Annotated in this window: 12 protein-coding genes; 8 read left to right on the top strand and 4 right to left on the bottom strand. The window is 67.1% G+C overall.

Annotated elements, in window-relative coordinates; genetic code table 11:
• Positions 1-13: 13 nt before the first annotated feature.
• The 6 genes from BHE01S_RS15390 (at position 14) to BHE01S_RS15365 (ending at position 7,060) form a co-directional block, all read left to right on the top strand.
• A complete protein-coding gene (locus tag BHE01S_RS15390; protein WP_042265578.1) occupies positions 14-2,404 on the top strand; it encodes a xanthine dehydrogenase family protein molybdopterin-binding subunit in 2,391 nt (796 codons plus the stop codon).
• A 13-nt stretch (positions 2,405-2,417) separates the two neighbouring features.
• Entirely contained in the window at positions 2,418-3,215 is a 798-nt protein-coding gene (locus tag BHE01S_RS15385) for an FAD binding domain-containing protein (RefSeq protein ID WP_042265501.1), read from the top strand.
• Positions 3,216-3,292: 77 nt separating this feature from the next.
• Positions 3,293-4,180, top strand: coding sequence for an AAA family ATPase (locus BHE01S_RS15380; RefSeq protein WP_042265497.1), 888 nt, complete (start codon positions 3,293-3,295; stop codon positions 4,178-4,180).
• Between the two features lie 71 nt (positions 4,181-4,251).
• A complete protein-coding gene (locus BHE01S_RS15375; RefSeq protein WP_042265575.1) occupies positions 4,252-5,481 on the top strand; it encodes a vWA domain-containing protein in 1,230 nt (409 codons plus the stop codon).
• An 11-nt stretch (positions 5,482-5,492) separates the two neighbouring features.
• Entirely contained in the window at positions 5,493-6,065 is a 573-nt protein-coding gene (locus BHE01S_RS15370; protein WP_042265496.1) for a CoxG family protein, read from the top strand.
• Complete coding sequence (locus tag BHE01S_RS15365; RefSeq protein WP_042265494.1) at positions 6,038-7,060, top strand: XdhC family protein; 1,023 nt, start codon at positions 6,038-6,040, stop codon at positions 7,058-7,060. Before BHE01S_RS15370 ends, BHE01S_RS15365 begins: the two co-directional genes overlap by 28 nt.
• 185 nt (positions 7,061-7,245) lie before the next feature.
• Here BHE01S_RS15365 and BHE01S_RS15360 read toward each other — a convergent pair whose 3' ends face one another.
• Both BHE01S_RS15360 and BHE01S_RS15355 read right to left on the bottom strand, forming a co-directional pair.
• Positions 7,246-7,374, bottom strand: coding sequence for an MFS transporter small subunit (locus tag BHE01S_RS15360; RefSeq protein WP_042265492.1), 129 nt, complete (start codon positions 7,372-7,374; stop codon positions 7,246-7,248).
• A 13-nt stretch (positions 7,375-7,387) separates the two neighbouring features.
• Positions 7,388-8,788 carry an L-lactate MFS transporter gene (locus tag BHE01S_RS15355; protein WP_042265491.1) on the bottom strand — a complete coding sequence of 467 codons (1,401 nt, stop codon included), beginning with the start codon at positions 8,786-8,788 and terminating at the stop codon, positions 7,388-7,390.
• Positions 8,789-9,239: 451 nt separating this feature from the next.
• On the opposite strand from BHE01S_RS15355, the gene BHE01S_RS15350 reads away from it, so the two are divergent.
• A complete protein-coding gene (locus tag BHE01S_RS15350) occupies positions 9,240-11,198 on the top strand; it encodes a DUF3857 domain-containing transglutaminase family protein (protein ID WP_052405946.1) in 1,959 nt (652 codons plus the stop codon).
• A gap of 15 nt (positions 11,199-11,213) precedes the next feature.
• On the opposite strand, the gene BHE01S_RS15345 is transcribed toward BHE01S_RS15350, so the two are convergent.
• Together BHE01S_RS15345 and BHE01S_RS15340 are read right to left on the bottom strand one after the other, a co-directional pair.
• The gene (locus BHE01S_RS15345) at positions 11,214-12,257 is read right to left on the bottom strand and encodes a serine/threonine protein kinase (RefSeq protein ID WP_084068888.1); all 1,044 of its coding nucleotides are present in this window, start codon (positions 12,255-12,257) and stop codon (positions 11,214-11,216) included.
• A gap of 101 nt (positions 12,258-12,358) precedes the next feature.
• Complete coding sequence (locus BHE01S_RS15340) at positions 12,359-12,571, bottom strand: hypothetical protein (RefSeq protein ID WP_042265489.1); 213 nt, start codon at positions 12,569-12,571, stop codon at positions 12,359-12,361.
• A 546-nt stretch (positions 12,572-13,117) separates the two neighbouring features.
• On the opposite strand from BHE01S_RS15340, the gene BHE01S_RS15335 reads away from it, so the two are divergent.
• Positions 13,118-16,300, top strand: coding sequence for an efflux RND transporter permease subunit (locus BHE01S_RS15335; protein ID WP_042265487.1), 3,183 nt, complete (start codon positions 13,118-13,120; stop codon positions 16,298-16,300).
• The last annotated feature ends 4 nt before the right edge of the window (positions 16,301-16,304 follow it).

Here is a 16,304-nt window from a genome sequence, read left to right as displayed (position 1 = left end):
CCGGGAGGCCGCCATGAACGCACCCGAAACCAATCGCATGATCGGCGCGAGCGTCAAGCGCAAGGAAGACTACCGCTTCCTCACCGGCGCCGGCCAGTACACCGACGACGTCGTGCTGCCCGCACAGACCTGGGCCGTGTTCGTGCGCTCGCCGCACGCGCATGCGCGCATCAAGGGCATCGACACGAACGCGGCGAAGGCCTCGCCCGGCGTCGTGGCCGTCTTCACCGGCGCGGATCTCGCGGCGGAAAACGTGGGCGGTCTGCCGTGCGGCTGGCTCATCCACAGCATCGACGGCACGCCGATGAACGAGCCGCCGCATCCCGTCATCGCGCATGAGAAAGCGCGCCACGTGGGCGACCAGGTCGCGCTCGTGATCGCCGATTCGGTCAAGGCCGCGAAGGATGCCGCCGAACTCGTCGAGATCGATTACGAAGAGCTGCCGGCCGCCGTCGACACGGCCCACGCCGCCGACGCCGGCCAGCCGCTCGTGCACGACGGCGTGCCGAACAACACCTGCTACACGTGGGGCCATGGCGACAAGGCTGCGACCGACGCCGCCTTCGCGCAGGCCGCGCACGTGACCACCCTCGACATCGTCAACAACCGGCTCGTGCCGAACGCCATCGAGCCGCGCGCCGTGAACGCGAGCTACTCGCCGTACGACGACAGCTATACGGTGTACGTGGCGAACCAGAATCCGCACGTCGAGCGCCTGCTGATGGCCGCGTTCGTGCTCGGGCTGCCGGAAACGAAGCTGCGCGTCGTCGCGCCCGACGTGGGCGGCGGCTTCGGCTCGAAGATCTTTCTGTATGCCGAAGATGTCGCGCTCACGTGGGCCGCGAAGAAAATCCGGCGCCCGGTGAAGTGGACCGCCGAACGGTCGGAGTCCTTCGTTTCCGATGCGCACGGCCGCGACCACGTGACGAAAGCCGAACTCGCGCTCGACAAGGACGGCAAGTTCCTCGCCATGCGCGTGCACACCACGGCGAACATGGGCGCGTATCTGTCGACGTTCGCCTCGAGCGTGCCGACCATCCTCTACGCCACGCTGCTCGCGGGCCAGTACACCACGCCCGCGATCTACGCCGAGGTGAAGGCCGTGTTCACGAACACGGTGCCCGTGGATGCGTACCGCGGCGCGGGCCGCCCGGAGGCGACCTACGTGGTCGAGCGTCTCGTGGAGACCGCCGCGCGCGAGATGAACATCGACCCGGCCGAAATCCGCCGCCGCAACTTCATCACCACGTTCCCGTATGCCACGCCCGTGGGCCTCACCTATGACACGGGCGATTACGAAGCGTGCCTTGGCCGCGCGCTGGAACTCGCCGACGTGAAGGGCTTCGCCACGCGGCGCGACGCATCGAAGGCGCAGGGAAAACTGCGCGGCCTCGGCTACTCGTGCTACATCGAGGCGTGCGGGCTCGCGCCGTCGAACATCGCGGGTGCGCTCGGCGCGCGCGCGGGCCTCTTCGAAGCCGGCGAGGTCCGCGTGAACCCGACCGGCTCGGTCACCGTGTTCACGGGCTCGCACAGCCACGGCCAGGGCCACGAGACGACCTTCGCGCAAGTCGTGGCCGATCGCCTCGGCGTGCCGATCGAGCAGGTCGAGATCGTGCACGGCGACACGGGCCGCATTCCGTTCGGCATGGGCACCTACGGCTCGCGCTCGATTTCGGTGGGCGGCTCGGCCATCATGAAGGCGCTCGACAAGATCGAAGCGAAGGCGAAGAAGATCGCCGCGCACATGCTCGAAGCGGGCGCGGAGGACATCGAGTTCGCCGACGGCGTGTTCCGCGTGGCGGGCACCGACCGCACGAAGACCTTCGCCGAAATCTCGCTCGCCGCGTACGTGCCGCACAACTATCCACTGGAGACGCTCGAACCGGGCCTCGACGAAAGCGCGTTCTACGATCCGACCAACTTCACCTATCCGTCGGGCGCGTATCTCTGCGAAGTCGAAGTCGATCCCGAGACGGGCGAGACGCGCATCGAGCGCTTCACCGCGGTGGACGATTTCGGCAACGTCATCAACCCGATGATCGTCGAAGGCCAGGTGCACGGGGGTCTCGGCCAGGGCATCGGCCAGGCGATGCTCGAACAGTGCGTGTACGACCACGAGAGCGGCCAGCTGCTCTCGGGCTCGTACATGGACTACGCGATGCCGCACGCGTCGGATGTGCCTTCGTATACGGTCGAAACCGCGAAAGGCACGCCGTGCACGCACAATCCGCTTGGCGTGAAGGGCTGCGGCGAAGCCGGCGCGATCGGCTCGCCGCCTGCCGTCATCAACGCGATTCTGGACGCACTCGCCCCCCTGGGCGTGAAGGACCTGCAGATGCCGGCCACGCCGCATCGAGTATGGCAAGCGATCCAGGCCGCGCAGGCCCCTTCACAACCTTGAGCGGAGGCGCTCCATGTACGCATTCGACTATCAGCGCGCAAGCGACGCGCAAGGCGCCGTGAAAGCCCTCGCGGCGGACGCCGACGCCAAATTCCTGGGCGGCGGCCAGAGCCTGCTCGCGGCGATGAAGCTGCGGCTCGCCCAGCCCACCACGCTCGTGGACGTGACGCGCATACCCGAGCTGAAAGCCGTTCAGGTGGACGGCCAGGTGGTGAAGGTGGGCGCGGCCGTGTGCCATGCCGATGTCGCCGAAAACGCGCAGATCCGCAACACGCTGCCGGCGCTCGCGGACCTCGCGGGCATGATCGGCGACCGCCAGGTGCGCGCGCTCGGCACGCTGGGCGGCTCGCTCGCCAACGACGATCCGGCCGCCGACTATCCGGCGGCGGTGCTCGCGCTGAACGCGACGGTGGTGACGGACCGGCGGCGCATCGCGGCGGACGACTTCTTCCTCGGCATGTACGAAACGGCGCTAGCGCCCGACGAGCTGATCGTAGCCGTCGAATTCCAGGTGCCCGAACGCGCGGCCTACGAGAAGTTTCGCAATCCGGCCTCGCACTTCGCGCTCGCAGGCGTGTTCGTCGCGAAGTACAGTGGGGGGGTGCGTGTGGCGGTCACGGGGGCCGGGCCTTCGGTATTTCGCGCGGGCGCGCTCGAAAGCGCACTGAAGACGCACTTCGCGCCCGAAGCCGCACGCGCGGTGAAGCTCCCCGCCGACGACCTCAACACCGACCTGCACGCGAGCGCGGCCTATCGCGCGCACCTCATACCGGTGCTCGCGGCGCGCGCGGTGGCGAAGGCCAACGGCTAGGCTTGTCCCGAGGGCGAGCGCTTCCAGTTGGACGGGGAAGCGCTCGCCGCCTTTGATTCGCGTTGCCAGAATCCCGCATGCAATCCGCCTCGATCGACGACACGCTCGCACAACTCGAAGCGCGCGGCTATTTCGCGAGCCGCGAACTCGCCACGGCGCTCTTTCTTGCGCTGCGCATGGAACGCCCGCTGTTTCTCGAAGGCGAGCCGGGCGTGGGCAAGACCGAGCTGGCCAAGGCCGCCGCGGCCATGCTCGGCACGACGCTCCTGCGCCTGCAATGCTACGAGGGGCTCGACACGGCGAGCGCGCTTTACGAGTGGGACTATCCGCGCCAGATCATGGCGCTGCGGCTTGCCGAAGCCGCCGGTGAAAAGCCGCGCAACGACACGCTCTATCGCGACGAATTTCTGCTCAAGCGCCCGCTGCTCCAGGCCCTGCAACCCGACCCGCAAAACCCGGGCGCGCGCCGCGTGCTGCTGATCGACGAAATCGACCGCGCCGACGAACCGTTCGAAGCCTTCCTGCTCGAACTCCTTTCGGACTTCCAGGTATCGATTCCCGAATACGGCACCGTGCGCGCGAGCACGCCGCCGCTCGTCGTGATCACGTCGAACCGCACGCGCGAAGTGCACGACGCGCTCAAGCGGCGCTGTCTTTATCAATGGCTCGGCTACCCGGACCGCGCGCGCGAACTCGCGATCGTGGCCGCACGCGCGCCGGAAACCGCACCGGCATTGCAGCATCGCGCCGTGGCCTTCGTGCACCAGTTGCGCACGATGGACCTCTTCAAGGCGCCCGGCATTGCGGAAACGATCGACTGGTGCAGGGCGCTTAGCGCGCTCGCCGTGACGGAACTCGATCCGCAGTCGGTGCAGGACACGCTCGGCGTGCTGCTGAAGTACCAGGACGACCTCGCGCAGCTCGACGCACAACGCATCGCGCAAACGCTCGCGCTCGCGGAGTGAGCACGATGCCCTCCGGTTCATCGTCCCTGTCGCCCGGAACCCGCACTCCATCGTCCGCCTCGTCCGCCGCCATGCCCACGCTCGCGCCCGTATTCGCGCGCAACGTCGTGCATTTCGTGCGCGTGCTGCGTGGCGCGGGCCTGCCGATGTCGCCTTCGCGCGCCGTCGACGCGATCGAGGCGCTGCGCCACATCGACCTCGGCCGCCGCGACGATGTGCACGCGGCGCTCGCCGCGCTCCTCACGAGCGCACCCGACGAGCGCGAGATCTTCGACGCCGCATTCGCGCTGTTCTGGCGCGATCCGGATTTCGAAGGCAAGCTGCGCGCGCTCCTGCTGCCGAAGGTGCAAGGCGGCGTGCCGCCGCCGCGCCGCAACAACCGCCTCGCCGATGCGCTCGCGGCGCGTCCGGCCCAGCCTCCGGGCGCGAGGCCGCCGCCCTCGCACGAACAACACGAGTTGCGCGCCCACGCCACGTTCAGCGCCGAAGAACGCCTGCGCCAGCGCGACTTCGACACGCTCACCGCCGACGAATGGCGCACGCTGCGCCACCTGATCCGCGCGCGCCGCCTGCCGCTCGCAACCGTTCGCACGCGGCGCCTGCAGGCATCGTCGCGCGGCACGCACGCCGATCTGCGCGCGAGCGCGCGCCACGCGGTGCGCGCGGGCGGCGACTGGACCGTATGGAAATATCGCGCGCCCGTGGAACGCAAGCTGCCGCTCGTGCTGCTGCTCGACATTTCCGGCTCGATGAGCAGCTACTCGCGCGCGGTGCTCTACTTCTGCCACGCGTTGCTGCAATCGCGCGAACGCCTGCAGGTGTTCCTGTTCGGCACGCGCCTGACGCACGCCACGCGTGCGCTGCGCGAACGCGACCCCGACGTCGCGCTCGCACAGCTTGCCACCCAGGTCGCGGACTGGTCCGGCGGCACGCGCATCGGCGCCACGCTCGCGGAGTTCAACCGCCGCTGGGCGCGCCGCATGCTCGGCGCTCGCGCCACGGTGCTGATCGTCACCGACGGGCTCGATCACGACGAGTGCGGCCTGCTCAGCGAGGAGATGGCACGTCTGCACCGCTTCGCACATCGCGTGATCTGGCTCAATCCGCTCTTGCGTTACCGCGATTTCGCGCCGAAGGCGCGCGGCGTGCAGGCGATGCTGCCCCACGTCGACGCGCACTACCCCGTTCACAATCTCGACAGCCTCGAAGCGTTCGCGCGCAGCCTGTGCGAAACCGCGCCGGGCGGGCACGCGCCCCGTGCGGCACGCGCATTGCACGGCATGCAGGCGCGAGCATCATAAGGAGAAACACGATGGAGCTGACCGAAAGCCATACGCTGCCCGTGCCGCAACAGCGCGCCTGGGAAGCGCTCAACGACACGGCGATCCTCAAGGCGTGCATACCGGGCTGCGAAAGCATCGAAGCCGACGGCGAGAACGCCTACGCCGTCGCGCTGACCGCCGCGGTGGGTCCGGTGAAGGCGCGCTTCAAGGGCCGCATGCAACTCGCCGATATCGACGCCCCGAACAGCTACACGATCGTCTTCGAGGGCCAGGGCGGCGCAGCGGGCTTCGGCAAGGGCGACGCGCACGTGAAGCTCGCAGCCGCCGGCGACGAATCGACCACGCTCACGTACACTGCGAACGCCCAGGTGGGCGGCAAGCTCGCGCAGATCGGCTCGCGGCTCGTGGACGGCGCGGCGCGCAAGATCGCCGGCGAGTTTTTCAGGCGTTTTGGGGAACAGCTGGGTGGCGGCGCGCAGCAAAATACCGACGAGGCGGCACAACCGGCCGCAAGCGACGCAGAAGGCGAGCCGCAAGCCGAAAGCGCAGAGGAAACACCGAAGAGGAAACGATCATGGACAGCGTGGATCTCGAAGTCCTGAAATCCAGCGTGCGCTGGCTCGACGCAGGGCACCGCGCGCTGCTGGTGACAGTGGTGAAAACGTGGGGCTCGTCGCCGCGTCCCGAAGGCGCGATGCTCGTGGTGCGCGGCGACGGCCTCGTGGTCGGCTCCGTGTCGGGCGGCTGCATCGAGGACGATCTCATCGAGCGCGTGCGCCGCGAAGGCGTGACGATCGCGAAGCCCGAAGCCGTCAAGTACGGCATCACGGCGGAAGAGGCGCATCGCTTCGGACTGCCATGCGGCGGCACGATCCAGCTCGTGCTCGAACCGCTCTCCGAGGCCTCGGGCATTCGCGACCTGCTCGAAACCGTCGAGCGCGGCGAACTCGTGGCACGCACACTCGACATGGCGACCGGCCGTGCCACGCTCGGCCCCGCGAAAGCGACCGATGGCGTGGACTTCGACGACGCGCGCCTGCTCACGATTCACGGGCCGCGCTACCGCATGCTGGTGATCGGCGCGGGGCAGCTCTCGCGCTATCTCTGCCAGATCGCGGTGGGGCTCGATTACCAGGTGACCGTGTGCGACCCGCGCGAGGAATATACCGACACCTGGGACGTGCCCGGCACGGCGCTCGTGCGCACCATGCCCGACGACACGGTGCTCGACATGAAGCTCGACGAACGCTGCGCCGTGATCGCGCTCACGCACGACCCCAAGCTCGACGACCTCGCGCTGATGGAAGCGCTCAAGACGCCGGCGTTCTACGTGGGCGCGCTGGGCTCGCGGCGCAACAACGCGGCGCGGCGCGAGCGGCTCAAGGAGTTCGACCTGAGCGCGACGGAACTCGCGCGGCTGCACGGGCCGGTGGGCATCTACATCGGCAGCCGCACGCCGCCGGAAATCGCGGTGTCGATCCTCGCCGAGGTCACGGCGGCGAAGAACGGCGTCTCGCTGCCGACCATTCTGCAGGTGGAAGGCGCAAAAGCCGCGCGGGAACAGGCAGCGGGAGCGGGATCGACGTGCGATGTCTGAGGCCGCTTCGCGGCCGCCATCACGCGTGAGGCGAACGAGCGTCCTGCTCCGCCCTGCGCCGCCGTTCCCGCTCGCGCCCGTGCGGCCCCCAAAAAACGGCGGGCCGCGACTCACGCCGGCGGCCCGCAATACGTTGTTTCTGGCGGGCGGCTCGCGCCGCCTCGCCTCACTCGAGCGTCACGGCATCAGCCGAACAGCTTCATCGCCTGCGTGAGCGTGTTGGTCACGCCCCACGCGAGCGGCACCAGCACGTAGAGCCAGAAGATCGCCATCAGCACCTTGTTCGAAGATTTCGGGGCGGCTTGAGTCGTCATTGCGCATTCCTCCTTATTTACCGGCGGCGAGTTGCGTCTCGCTCATGTGATGCTTCGCGTCCACGCGGCGCACGAGCAGGTTGCAGATGAAGCCGATCACGAGCAGCGAAGCCATGATGTGCACGGTCATCGTGTACGCATCGGCCTTCGCCACGCCGTGCGCGACCTGGTACGCACGCACGTAGTTCACGAGCACCGGGCCCGCCACGCCTGCGGCGGCCCACGCCGTGAGCAGACGGCCGTGAATGCCGCCCACGAACGCCGTGCCGAACATGTCCGCGAGATACGCGGGCACGGTCGAGAAGCCACCGCCGTACATCGAGAGAATCAGGCAGAACGCGAGCACGAAGAACACGATGTTGCCGCTCTGCGCGAACTGCGGCACCGCGTAATAGAGCACCGCACCGAACACGAAGAAGATGAAGTAGGTGTTCTTGCGGCCCACCCAGTCGGAAGCCGAAGCCCACACGAAGCGCCCGCCCATGTTGAAGAGCGAGAGCAGGCCGACGAAGCCCGCCGCCGCGCCTGCGCTCACGGTGTCCTTGAAGCTCTCCTGGATCATGACCGAGGCCTGGCCCAGAATGCCGATGCCGGCCGTCACGTTGAGGAACAGCACGAGCCAGATCAGGTAGAACTGCGGCGTCTTGAGCGCCTGGTCGATATGCACGTGCTGGTTCGACACGAGCTTCTTCGCCACCACGGGCGGCGTCCAGCCTGCGGGCTTCCAGTCCGGCGCGGGCACGCGGATGGTGATGGCCCCGATCGTCATCGAGATGAAGTACGCCACGCCGAGCACCACGAAGGTCTGGGCGACACCCACGCTCGTGTCGCTCGCGAAATGCTTCATCAGCATGACAGACAGCGGTGCGGCGATCATCGCGCCGCCGCCGAAGCCCATGATCGCAAGGCCCGTCGCCATGCCGCGGCGGTCGGGGAACCAGCGGATCAGCGTCGAAACCGGCGAGACGTAGCCGAGCCCGAGGCCGATGCCGCCGATCACGCCGTAGCCGAGATAGAGCAGCGCGATCTGATGCAGATACACGCCGAGCGCCGAAACGAGGAAACCGCCGCCGAAGCAGCACGCGGCGGTGAACATCGTGCGGCGCGGACCCACGCGTTCGAGCCACTTGCCGCCAAACGCGGCGGAAAGGCCGAGAAACACGATGGCCAGCGAGAAAATCCAGCCAAGCGTGGTGAGCGACCAGTCATCGGGCGCGGACTGCGTAATGCCGATCACCTTCGTGAGCGGCGCGTTGAACACGGAAAACGCGTAAGCCTGGCCGATGCACAGATGCACCGCCAGCGCTGCGGGCGGCACCATCCAGCGCGAAAAGCCCGGCGGGGCGACAGTCGCCTCTTTGGAAAAGAAAGGTGCGCTTTGCGCACCGCGCGTCGAATCTGCAACGCTGCTCATGGGATCTCCCGAATCGACCAGAGGTTGAGAGCGCGGGGTGAACGCTCGCTCCGGTCCCATCCAAAATGGCTGTTGGTAGGCGTGGTCTGATGTGCTCTTTTTATGCGCAAGCGCAAAGAACACTTAATTGCCGCTTGACGGCTGCACGAACCTTAGTCCCCAAGCGCCGCCTTGGCAATATGAGGTGAACATACATATGCCATACAGCGGCGCGCGCGGCACCGTGCTTCGCCGATTGTTGCGTGCGCAGCAAATCGGCGGCAGCGCCGTATGACGCCACGGAACACGCTGCAGGCGGGCATGTCGTTGCGCGGTCCGTCTTTTAGACTCAATACTCGATACAGGGGCGCCCGCGGGCGGTGTGCGGGCCATCCGCTTGACAAGCGGGTGGCATGACTTTTAAGTGGCAGAAGTAGCGCTCATCCGCGACCCGCCACCTGCCGAGCCCCCCATGCGCCTCGCTCTCGCTCTTTGCCTCGCCGTGCTCGGCCCCGCCACGGGAACCTTCGCCGCCGACCTGCGCCCGGGCGTGGCGCAGCTCACACCGGTGCCCCTCGAGGCGGGCGCGCTGAATCCGGCAGGCAGCGCAGCCCAGGCGCCCTACACCAACGAATCGGAAACGCAGACCTTCACCGTCAACGCGGACGGCTCGTACACCAAGCTCGACTCGCTCACGCTGCGAGTGAACACGGAAGCCGGCATTGCGCGCGCGGGCCAGTATTACGTGTGGTTCAACCGCGAGATGGCCCACGTGGACGTGCTCGAAGCGTGGACCGAAGACGCCCGGGGCGGGCGTCACGACGTGCGCCCCGAGCAGATCCGCGACGTGCAGGAAGTGCACTCGTTCGACGCCCCGATGTTCCAGGACGTGCAGGACAAGGTGATCGTGTTCCCGGCCGTGGAGCCGGGTGCGCGCGTACATCTCACGTGGCGCAAGATCCAGCGCGTCCCGCTCGTGCCCGGCTGGTTCAGCGACTTCACGCCGCCCGACCTCGCGCCCACCCGCAACTTCCGCGTGATCTACGACCTGCCCGCGAAAGTGCCGCTCTACGCCGACGCACGCGGCTTTACCGTGCTGCCGCCCGCCACGGTGAACGGCCGCACGCGTTATGAGTACCGCTACGACAAGGCGAATTTCGAGCGCCTCGAATATGGCTCGGTCGCCTACGTGAGCTACGGCGACCGGCTGATGGTGTCCACCTTCCCCGACTACGCGGCCTTCGCGAAGGTCTATCGCGACGCGGCGGTGGATCCCAGCGCGCGCGATCCGGCCATCGTGCGCCTTGCGCAGACGCTCACGGCGCACGACGACACCCCGCGCGCGAGGGCGCAAACGCTCTATGACTGGGTGCGCCGCAACATCCGCTATGTGGCGATGAATATCGGCCGCGGCGAGATCGTGCCGCACCGCGCGACCGACGTGCTCGCAAACCGCTACGGCGACTGCAAGGACCACGTCGCGCTCTACGGCGCGCTGCTCGGCGCCGTGGGCATACGCAGCACGCCGGCGCTCGTGAACAGCGGCACGGTCTACTCGCTGCCGGGCGTGCCGGGCTTCGGCGTGATCAATCACGTCATCACCTGGTTGCCCGATCTGCAGATGTTCGCGGACTCCACGGCGAGCAACATCGAGTTCGGCTATTTGCCGTCGACGGACATGGACCGCGAGGCCGTGCTCGCCGGCGACGGCACGCGGGTGCGCACGCCCCCCACGGCCACGACCACGCGCGAGAGCGACCTCGACATCACGGTCGCGCCCGACGGCTCGGCGCGCTTCATCTACCGCTTGCAGTCAGAGGGCTGGTCCGCCGAACAGACCCGCAGCGTGCTGCGCCTGCAAACGCCCGCGCAGCGCGAGGAGTCGCTGCAGTGGGAGTTGCGCAACGCCAACCTGCGCGGCAGCGCCACGCTCGCGTCCAGCCCGCTCGACGCCACGGCGGGCCCGCTCGTGCTCACGCTCACGGGTACCTTCGACGGCTTCGTCGACCCTGAAATGACCACGCCCGTACCCACGCTCACGAGCTTCGTGGGCGGCCTCGACGCGAATCTGCGCTACTGGCTCGGCGAGCCGCGGCGCACGCAGCCCTTCGTGTGCCGCAACGTGGTGGTGACCGAGCGCACGCGCATCGTGCTGCCGCCGGGCATGCGCGTGCTCGACGTCCCCATGCCGCAGCACGCCGACAACCGTTTCATCGATTTCAGTTCGCAGTACGCGCTCGATTCCCAAACGAATGTGCTGCGCGTCACGCGGACGGGTCAAACGCATTTCGCGAGCGACGTATGCAGCGCCGACGATTTCGCGCAGATGCGCCCCGCGTTCGAGACGATGGCGCGCGACCTGCGCGCGCAGTTGATCGTCAAGCCGTCGGCCCAGGGCGCCGTGCCGGGGAGTCCGGCGAGCGCGCAGTGAGCCGGCGCACGGCGTTCACACCGGCCAGAGCGGGCCTTCCTGCATTGCGCCGATCTGCTCGCGCAATTCGAGAATGCGCTCTTCCCAGTAGCGCTGCGTGTTGAACCACGGGAAGGCGGCCGGAAACGCGGGGTCGTGCCAGCGTCGCGCGAGCCAGGCCGAGTAGTGGATGAGGCGCAGCGTGCGCAGCGCTTCAACGAGATGCAGCTCGCGCGGCTCGAATTCGCAGAAGTCCTCATAACCGGCGAGCAGATCCGCCATCGCGCGCGAAGCCCCCGCGCGGTCGCCGGGCAACAGCAGCCACAAATCCTGGATAGCGGGACCCATGCGGCTGTCGTCGAAGTCCACGAAATGCGGGCCGGCGTCGGTCCACAGCACGTTGCTCGGATGGCAGTCGCCGTGCAGGCGCAGCGAACGCACGTCGCCCGCGCGCTCGAAGGCCGCCTCCACGCCTTCGAGCGCGAGCGTCACCGCGGCCAGCCACGCCTCGCGCACGTCTGTCGGCACGAAGCCCTGGTCGAGCAGATACGCGCGCGGCTCGTAGCCGTAGGATTGAATGTCGAGCGTGGGGCGAGCCTCGTACGGCCTCGTCGCGCCCACGGCGTGAATGCGGCCGATGAAACGGCCGAGCCATTCGAGCGTGTCGCTGCGGTCCAGATCGGGCGCGCGGCCGCCGCGCCGCTCGAACAGCGAGAAGCGAAACCCCTCGAACTCGTGCAGCGTGCGCCCTTCGAACGCGAGCGCGGGCACGGCCGGAATCTCGCGCGCGGCGAGTTCGGCGACGAATGCGTGCTCTTCGAGGATCGCCTCGTCGCTCCAGCGCCCAGGGCGATAGAACTTGGCGACGAGCGGCGGCCCGTCTTCCACGCCCACCTGGTACACGCGGTTCTCGTAACTGTTGAGCGCGAGCATGCGGCCATCGGTGCGGCGACCGGCCGGGATCAGCACGCCGTCGACGGCGTCGAGGACGCATTCGGGCGTGAGGCGCGCGTAGGGTGCGGCTTGCTGGTCGCTGGAATCGCCAGGCTCGCCCGGGATAAAAGAAGGATCGTGATTCATACCCGCAATTGTGCCTCTTGCGGGCAGTGCCGGCGAGCGCGCCGCGCGCAACCCCGCGACGAGACGCGGCGCGCCTCGTCAACGTGTCACAGGGCCCGGGCTCAGTGGAGCTGCGCGCCGGCGGGCATGACGTGCTCGCCGGTATCGATCAGATCTTCGAGAAAAAAGGGCTCGGTGTTGAGCTGCGCCGACGAGCCAGGCTCCCCGGCATACCACGTCACCATCGCCATGTCGCCGAGAATGCGCATCACGATGCCGCGCGCGCCCTGTGGCACTGCGATATGAACGGAACGGACGATAGAACCGATTTGCATGATGTTTCCCCGATACCTCGCTACCTTCGCCGGCTCCCTCGAAGGAAGTCCGGTCGGCGTGCTGACAAAAAACCGATGCGCACCATCGGTTGCGCGCGCATCCAAACCCGCCTCGGGCGACCCGCTCTCGCCGCGCGCTTCAAGCACGGCCGGCCCCCTGGCTTCCCCATTGTTGCCTGTTTGAGCGCGCGAGCAAAGCAAAAAAATAGGGGGGTGTATCAACGGCGGCGTGCAGACGCCGCTTCGTACCGTCACAACCCCGCCCAGCCTTGCTCGCGCAACTTACGAAAAGCTGACTGTAACAGATGGTAAACCCCATTCTTCGCGGCATTGCCAGGGCAGTCCCTGAAAAGTACGCTGATGCATGCTGACTGGCGCTATAGTCCTGTCCCAACCGTGCACCATCAAGGCCCGGCGCAGCACAGGCAAAGCCGTTACGCGCGCCACAACAGCCGGCCACGATACCGATAACCTGAACGCTCGCCACCACGGCCAGACCTGCCGCGCGAGCCACACTCCGCCATCAGCGAAGGAACCTGTCGTTCCATGTGGATCGTTCGACTCGCGCTCAAGCGCCCGTACACGTTTGTCGTGCTCGCGTTGCTGCTGTTGATCATCGGGCCGCTGACGATCCTGCGCACGCCCACGGACATCTTCCCGAACATCGACATTCCGGTGCTTTCGGTGATCTGGACCTACACGGGTCTGCCCGCAGACGAGATGGAAAAGCGCATCGTGCTCAACTACGAGCGCGGCCTTTCCGTTGCGGTGAACGATATCGAGCACACCGAATCGACGTCGCTAAACGGCATCGCGGTCGTGAAGATCTTCTTCCAGCCGCATGCCAATATCCAGGAAGCGCTCGCCGAAGTCACGGCGCTGTCACAGGCGCAGCTGCGCTCGCTGCCGCCCGGCATCCAGCCGCCGTTCATCCTGCGCTACAACGCCTCGACGGTGCCGATCCTGCGCCTGTCGCTTTCTTCGCCGCAGCTGACCGAGCAGGAGCTGTTCGACTACGGCAACAACTTCCTGAAGACGCAGCTCGCGACCGTGCCGGGCGCCTCCGCCCCGCTGCCCTATGGCGGCAAGCAGCGGCAGATCATGGTCGATATCAACCAGCGCGCGCTGCAGCAGCACAATCTCTCGCCCATGGACGTGGTGAACGCGATCAGCGCGCAGAACCTCATCCTGCCTTCGGGGACGGCCAAAATAGGCGCAACCGAATATTCGGTGACGATGAATGCGAGCCCCGACAGCCTGGCGGGCCTGAACGACATTCCCGTGAAAACCACGGCGAGCGGCACGATCTACATCCGCGACGTGGCGCACGTGCGCGACGGCTACGTGCCGCAAACCAATATCGTGCGCGTGGACGGCCAGCGCGCCTCGCTGCTCACCATCAACAAGAGCGGCAACACCTCGACACTGGAGATCGTCGATCGCATCAAGGACATGATGCCGACGCTGCGCAATCTCGTGCCGCCGTCGCTCAACATCGATCCGGTCGCCGACCAGTCGCTCTTCGTGCGCGCCTCCGTGCAGGGCGTGCTGCGCGAAGCGCTCATTGCGGCGGCGCTCACGGCGCTCATGATCCTGCTGTTTCTCGGCAACTGGCGCGCCACGCTCATCATCGCGATCTCGATTCCGCTTTCGATGATCACCTCGGTGATCGTGCTCGCGGCGCTCGGCGAGACCATCAACATCATGACGCTGGGCGGCCTCGCGCTCGCGGTCGGCATTCTGGTTGACGACGCAACGGTTGCAATCGAGAACATCAGCCAGCAACTGGAGCAAGGCAAGACGCTCGAACAGGCGATTCTCGACGGCGCGCATCAGATCGCGATTCCCACGCTCGTCTCCACGCTCTCCATCTGCATCGTATTCGTGCCGATGTTCCTCCTCACGGGCGTGGCGCATTATCTCTTCATTCCGCTTGCGGAAGCCGTGGTGTTCGCGATGCTGGCCTCGTACTTCTTCTCGCGCACGCTCGTGCCCACGCTCGCGAAGTACCTGATGCGCCATCATCACAGGCCCGCCGACCTGCATCACATGCATGGCACGACGCGCAATCCGTTCATGCGCGTGCACCTCGCGTTCGAGCGCCGCTTCGAAGCGCTGCGCGAGCGGTATCGCGTGTTTCTCGCGGCACGCGTGAAGCATCCCGGGTGGTTCGTCGTGGCGTTTCTCGCCTGCTGTGGCGCGTCGTTGCTGCTCATGCCGTTCCTCGGGCGCGACTTCTTTCCGCAGGTCGATGCGGGTACCATCGCGCTGCACGTACGCGCGAAAACCGGCATGCGGGTGGAAGAAACCGCCGTGCTCGTCGACCGCATCGACAAGCGCGTGCGCACGCTGATTGCGCCGCACGAGCTGCATTCGATCATCGACAACATCGGCCTGCCCGTCTCGGGCATCAACCTCTCGTACAGCAATACGGGCACCATCGGCACCTCCGACGCCGACGTGCTGATCTCGCTGAACGAGGGCCATCGCCCCACCGCCGAATACGTGCGCCTGTTGCGGCGCACGCTCAACGACGAATTCCCGGGCGTGCAGTTCGCCTTCCTGCCCGCCGATATCGTGAGCCAGACGCTGAACTTCGGCATGCCTTCACCCATCGACGTGCAGATCGTGGGCCGCGACGTGGCCGGCAATCGCGCGTTCGCCGCGAACCTGCTCGCGCGGCTGCGCGGCGTGCCCGGTTTCGCCGACGCGCGCATCCAGCAGCCTGCGGACCTGCCGCGTATTTTCATCGACGTGGACCGCACGCGCGCGCAGCAGGCGGGCTTCACGCAGAAGGACGTGGCGAGCGACCTGCTCATCACGCTCTCGGGCAGCCAGCAGACCACGCCCACGTTCTGGCTCAATCCGGTCAACGGCGTGAGCTACAACGTCGTCACGGAAGCCCCGCAATACACGATCGATTCGCTGCAGTCGCTCGCCAACATTCCGCTCACCGCCAACGGGCGCAGCAACATCCTCGGCTCGCTCGCGAGCATGCAGCGCGTGGCGGGCAACGCGGTGGTCACGCACTACAACGCGCAGACCACCATCGACATTTACGGTACCGCCGACGGACGGGATCTCGGCGCCGTTTCCGACGACATCGCGAAGATCATCGACCAGACGCGCGGCGAACTGCCAAAGACGTCGAGCATCAAGCTGCGCGGCCAGGTCCAGACGATGAACGATTCGTTCTCCGGATTGTTCGGCGGGCTCGTCTTCGCGATCGTGCTCGTGTATCTGCTGATTGTCGTGAACTTCCAGTCGTGGCTCGATCCGTTCATCATCATCACGGCGCTGCCGGGCGCGCTCGCGGGCATTGTCTGGATACTGTTCCTCACGCACACCACGCTCTCCATTCCCGCGCTCACGGGCGCGATCATGTGCATCGGCATCGCCACGGCGAACTCCATTCTCGTCATCAGCTTCGCGCGCGAGCAGTTGCGCCTGCACGGAGACGCGGCGCGCGCTGCGATCGAAGCGGGCTATACACGCTTTCGCCCGGTGCTCATGACCGCGCTCGCCATGGTGATCGGCATGGTGCCGATGGCCATCGGCCTTGGCGAAGGCGGCGAGCAGAACGCGCCGCTCGGGCGCGCCGTGATCGGCGGCCTCGCGGTGGGCACGCTCGCCACGCTGATCTTCGTACCCGTGGTGTTCTCGCTCATCTACCGCAAGCTCGGCGAGCGCCGCCAGCGCGCCAGTGAAAACGTGGTGCCCAAATCGTGAATAC

The sequence above is a fragment of the Paraburkholderia heleia NBRC 101817 genome (assembly GCF_000739775.1).
GTDB lineage: Bacteria > Pseudomonadota > Gammaproteobacteria > Burkholderiales > Burkholderiaceae > Paraburkholderia > Paraburkholderia heleia.
The sequence above is the reverse complement of the archived record's forward strand: the minus strand, read 5'-3'. Positions and strand labels throughout refer to the sequence as shown.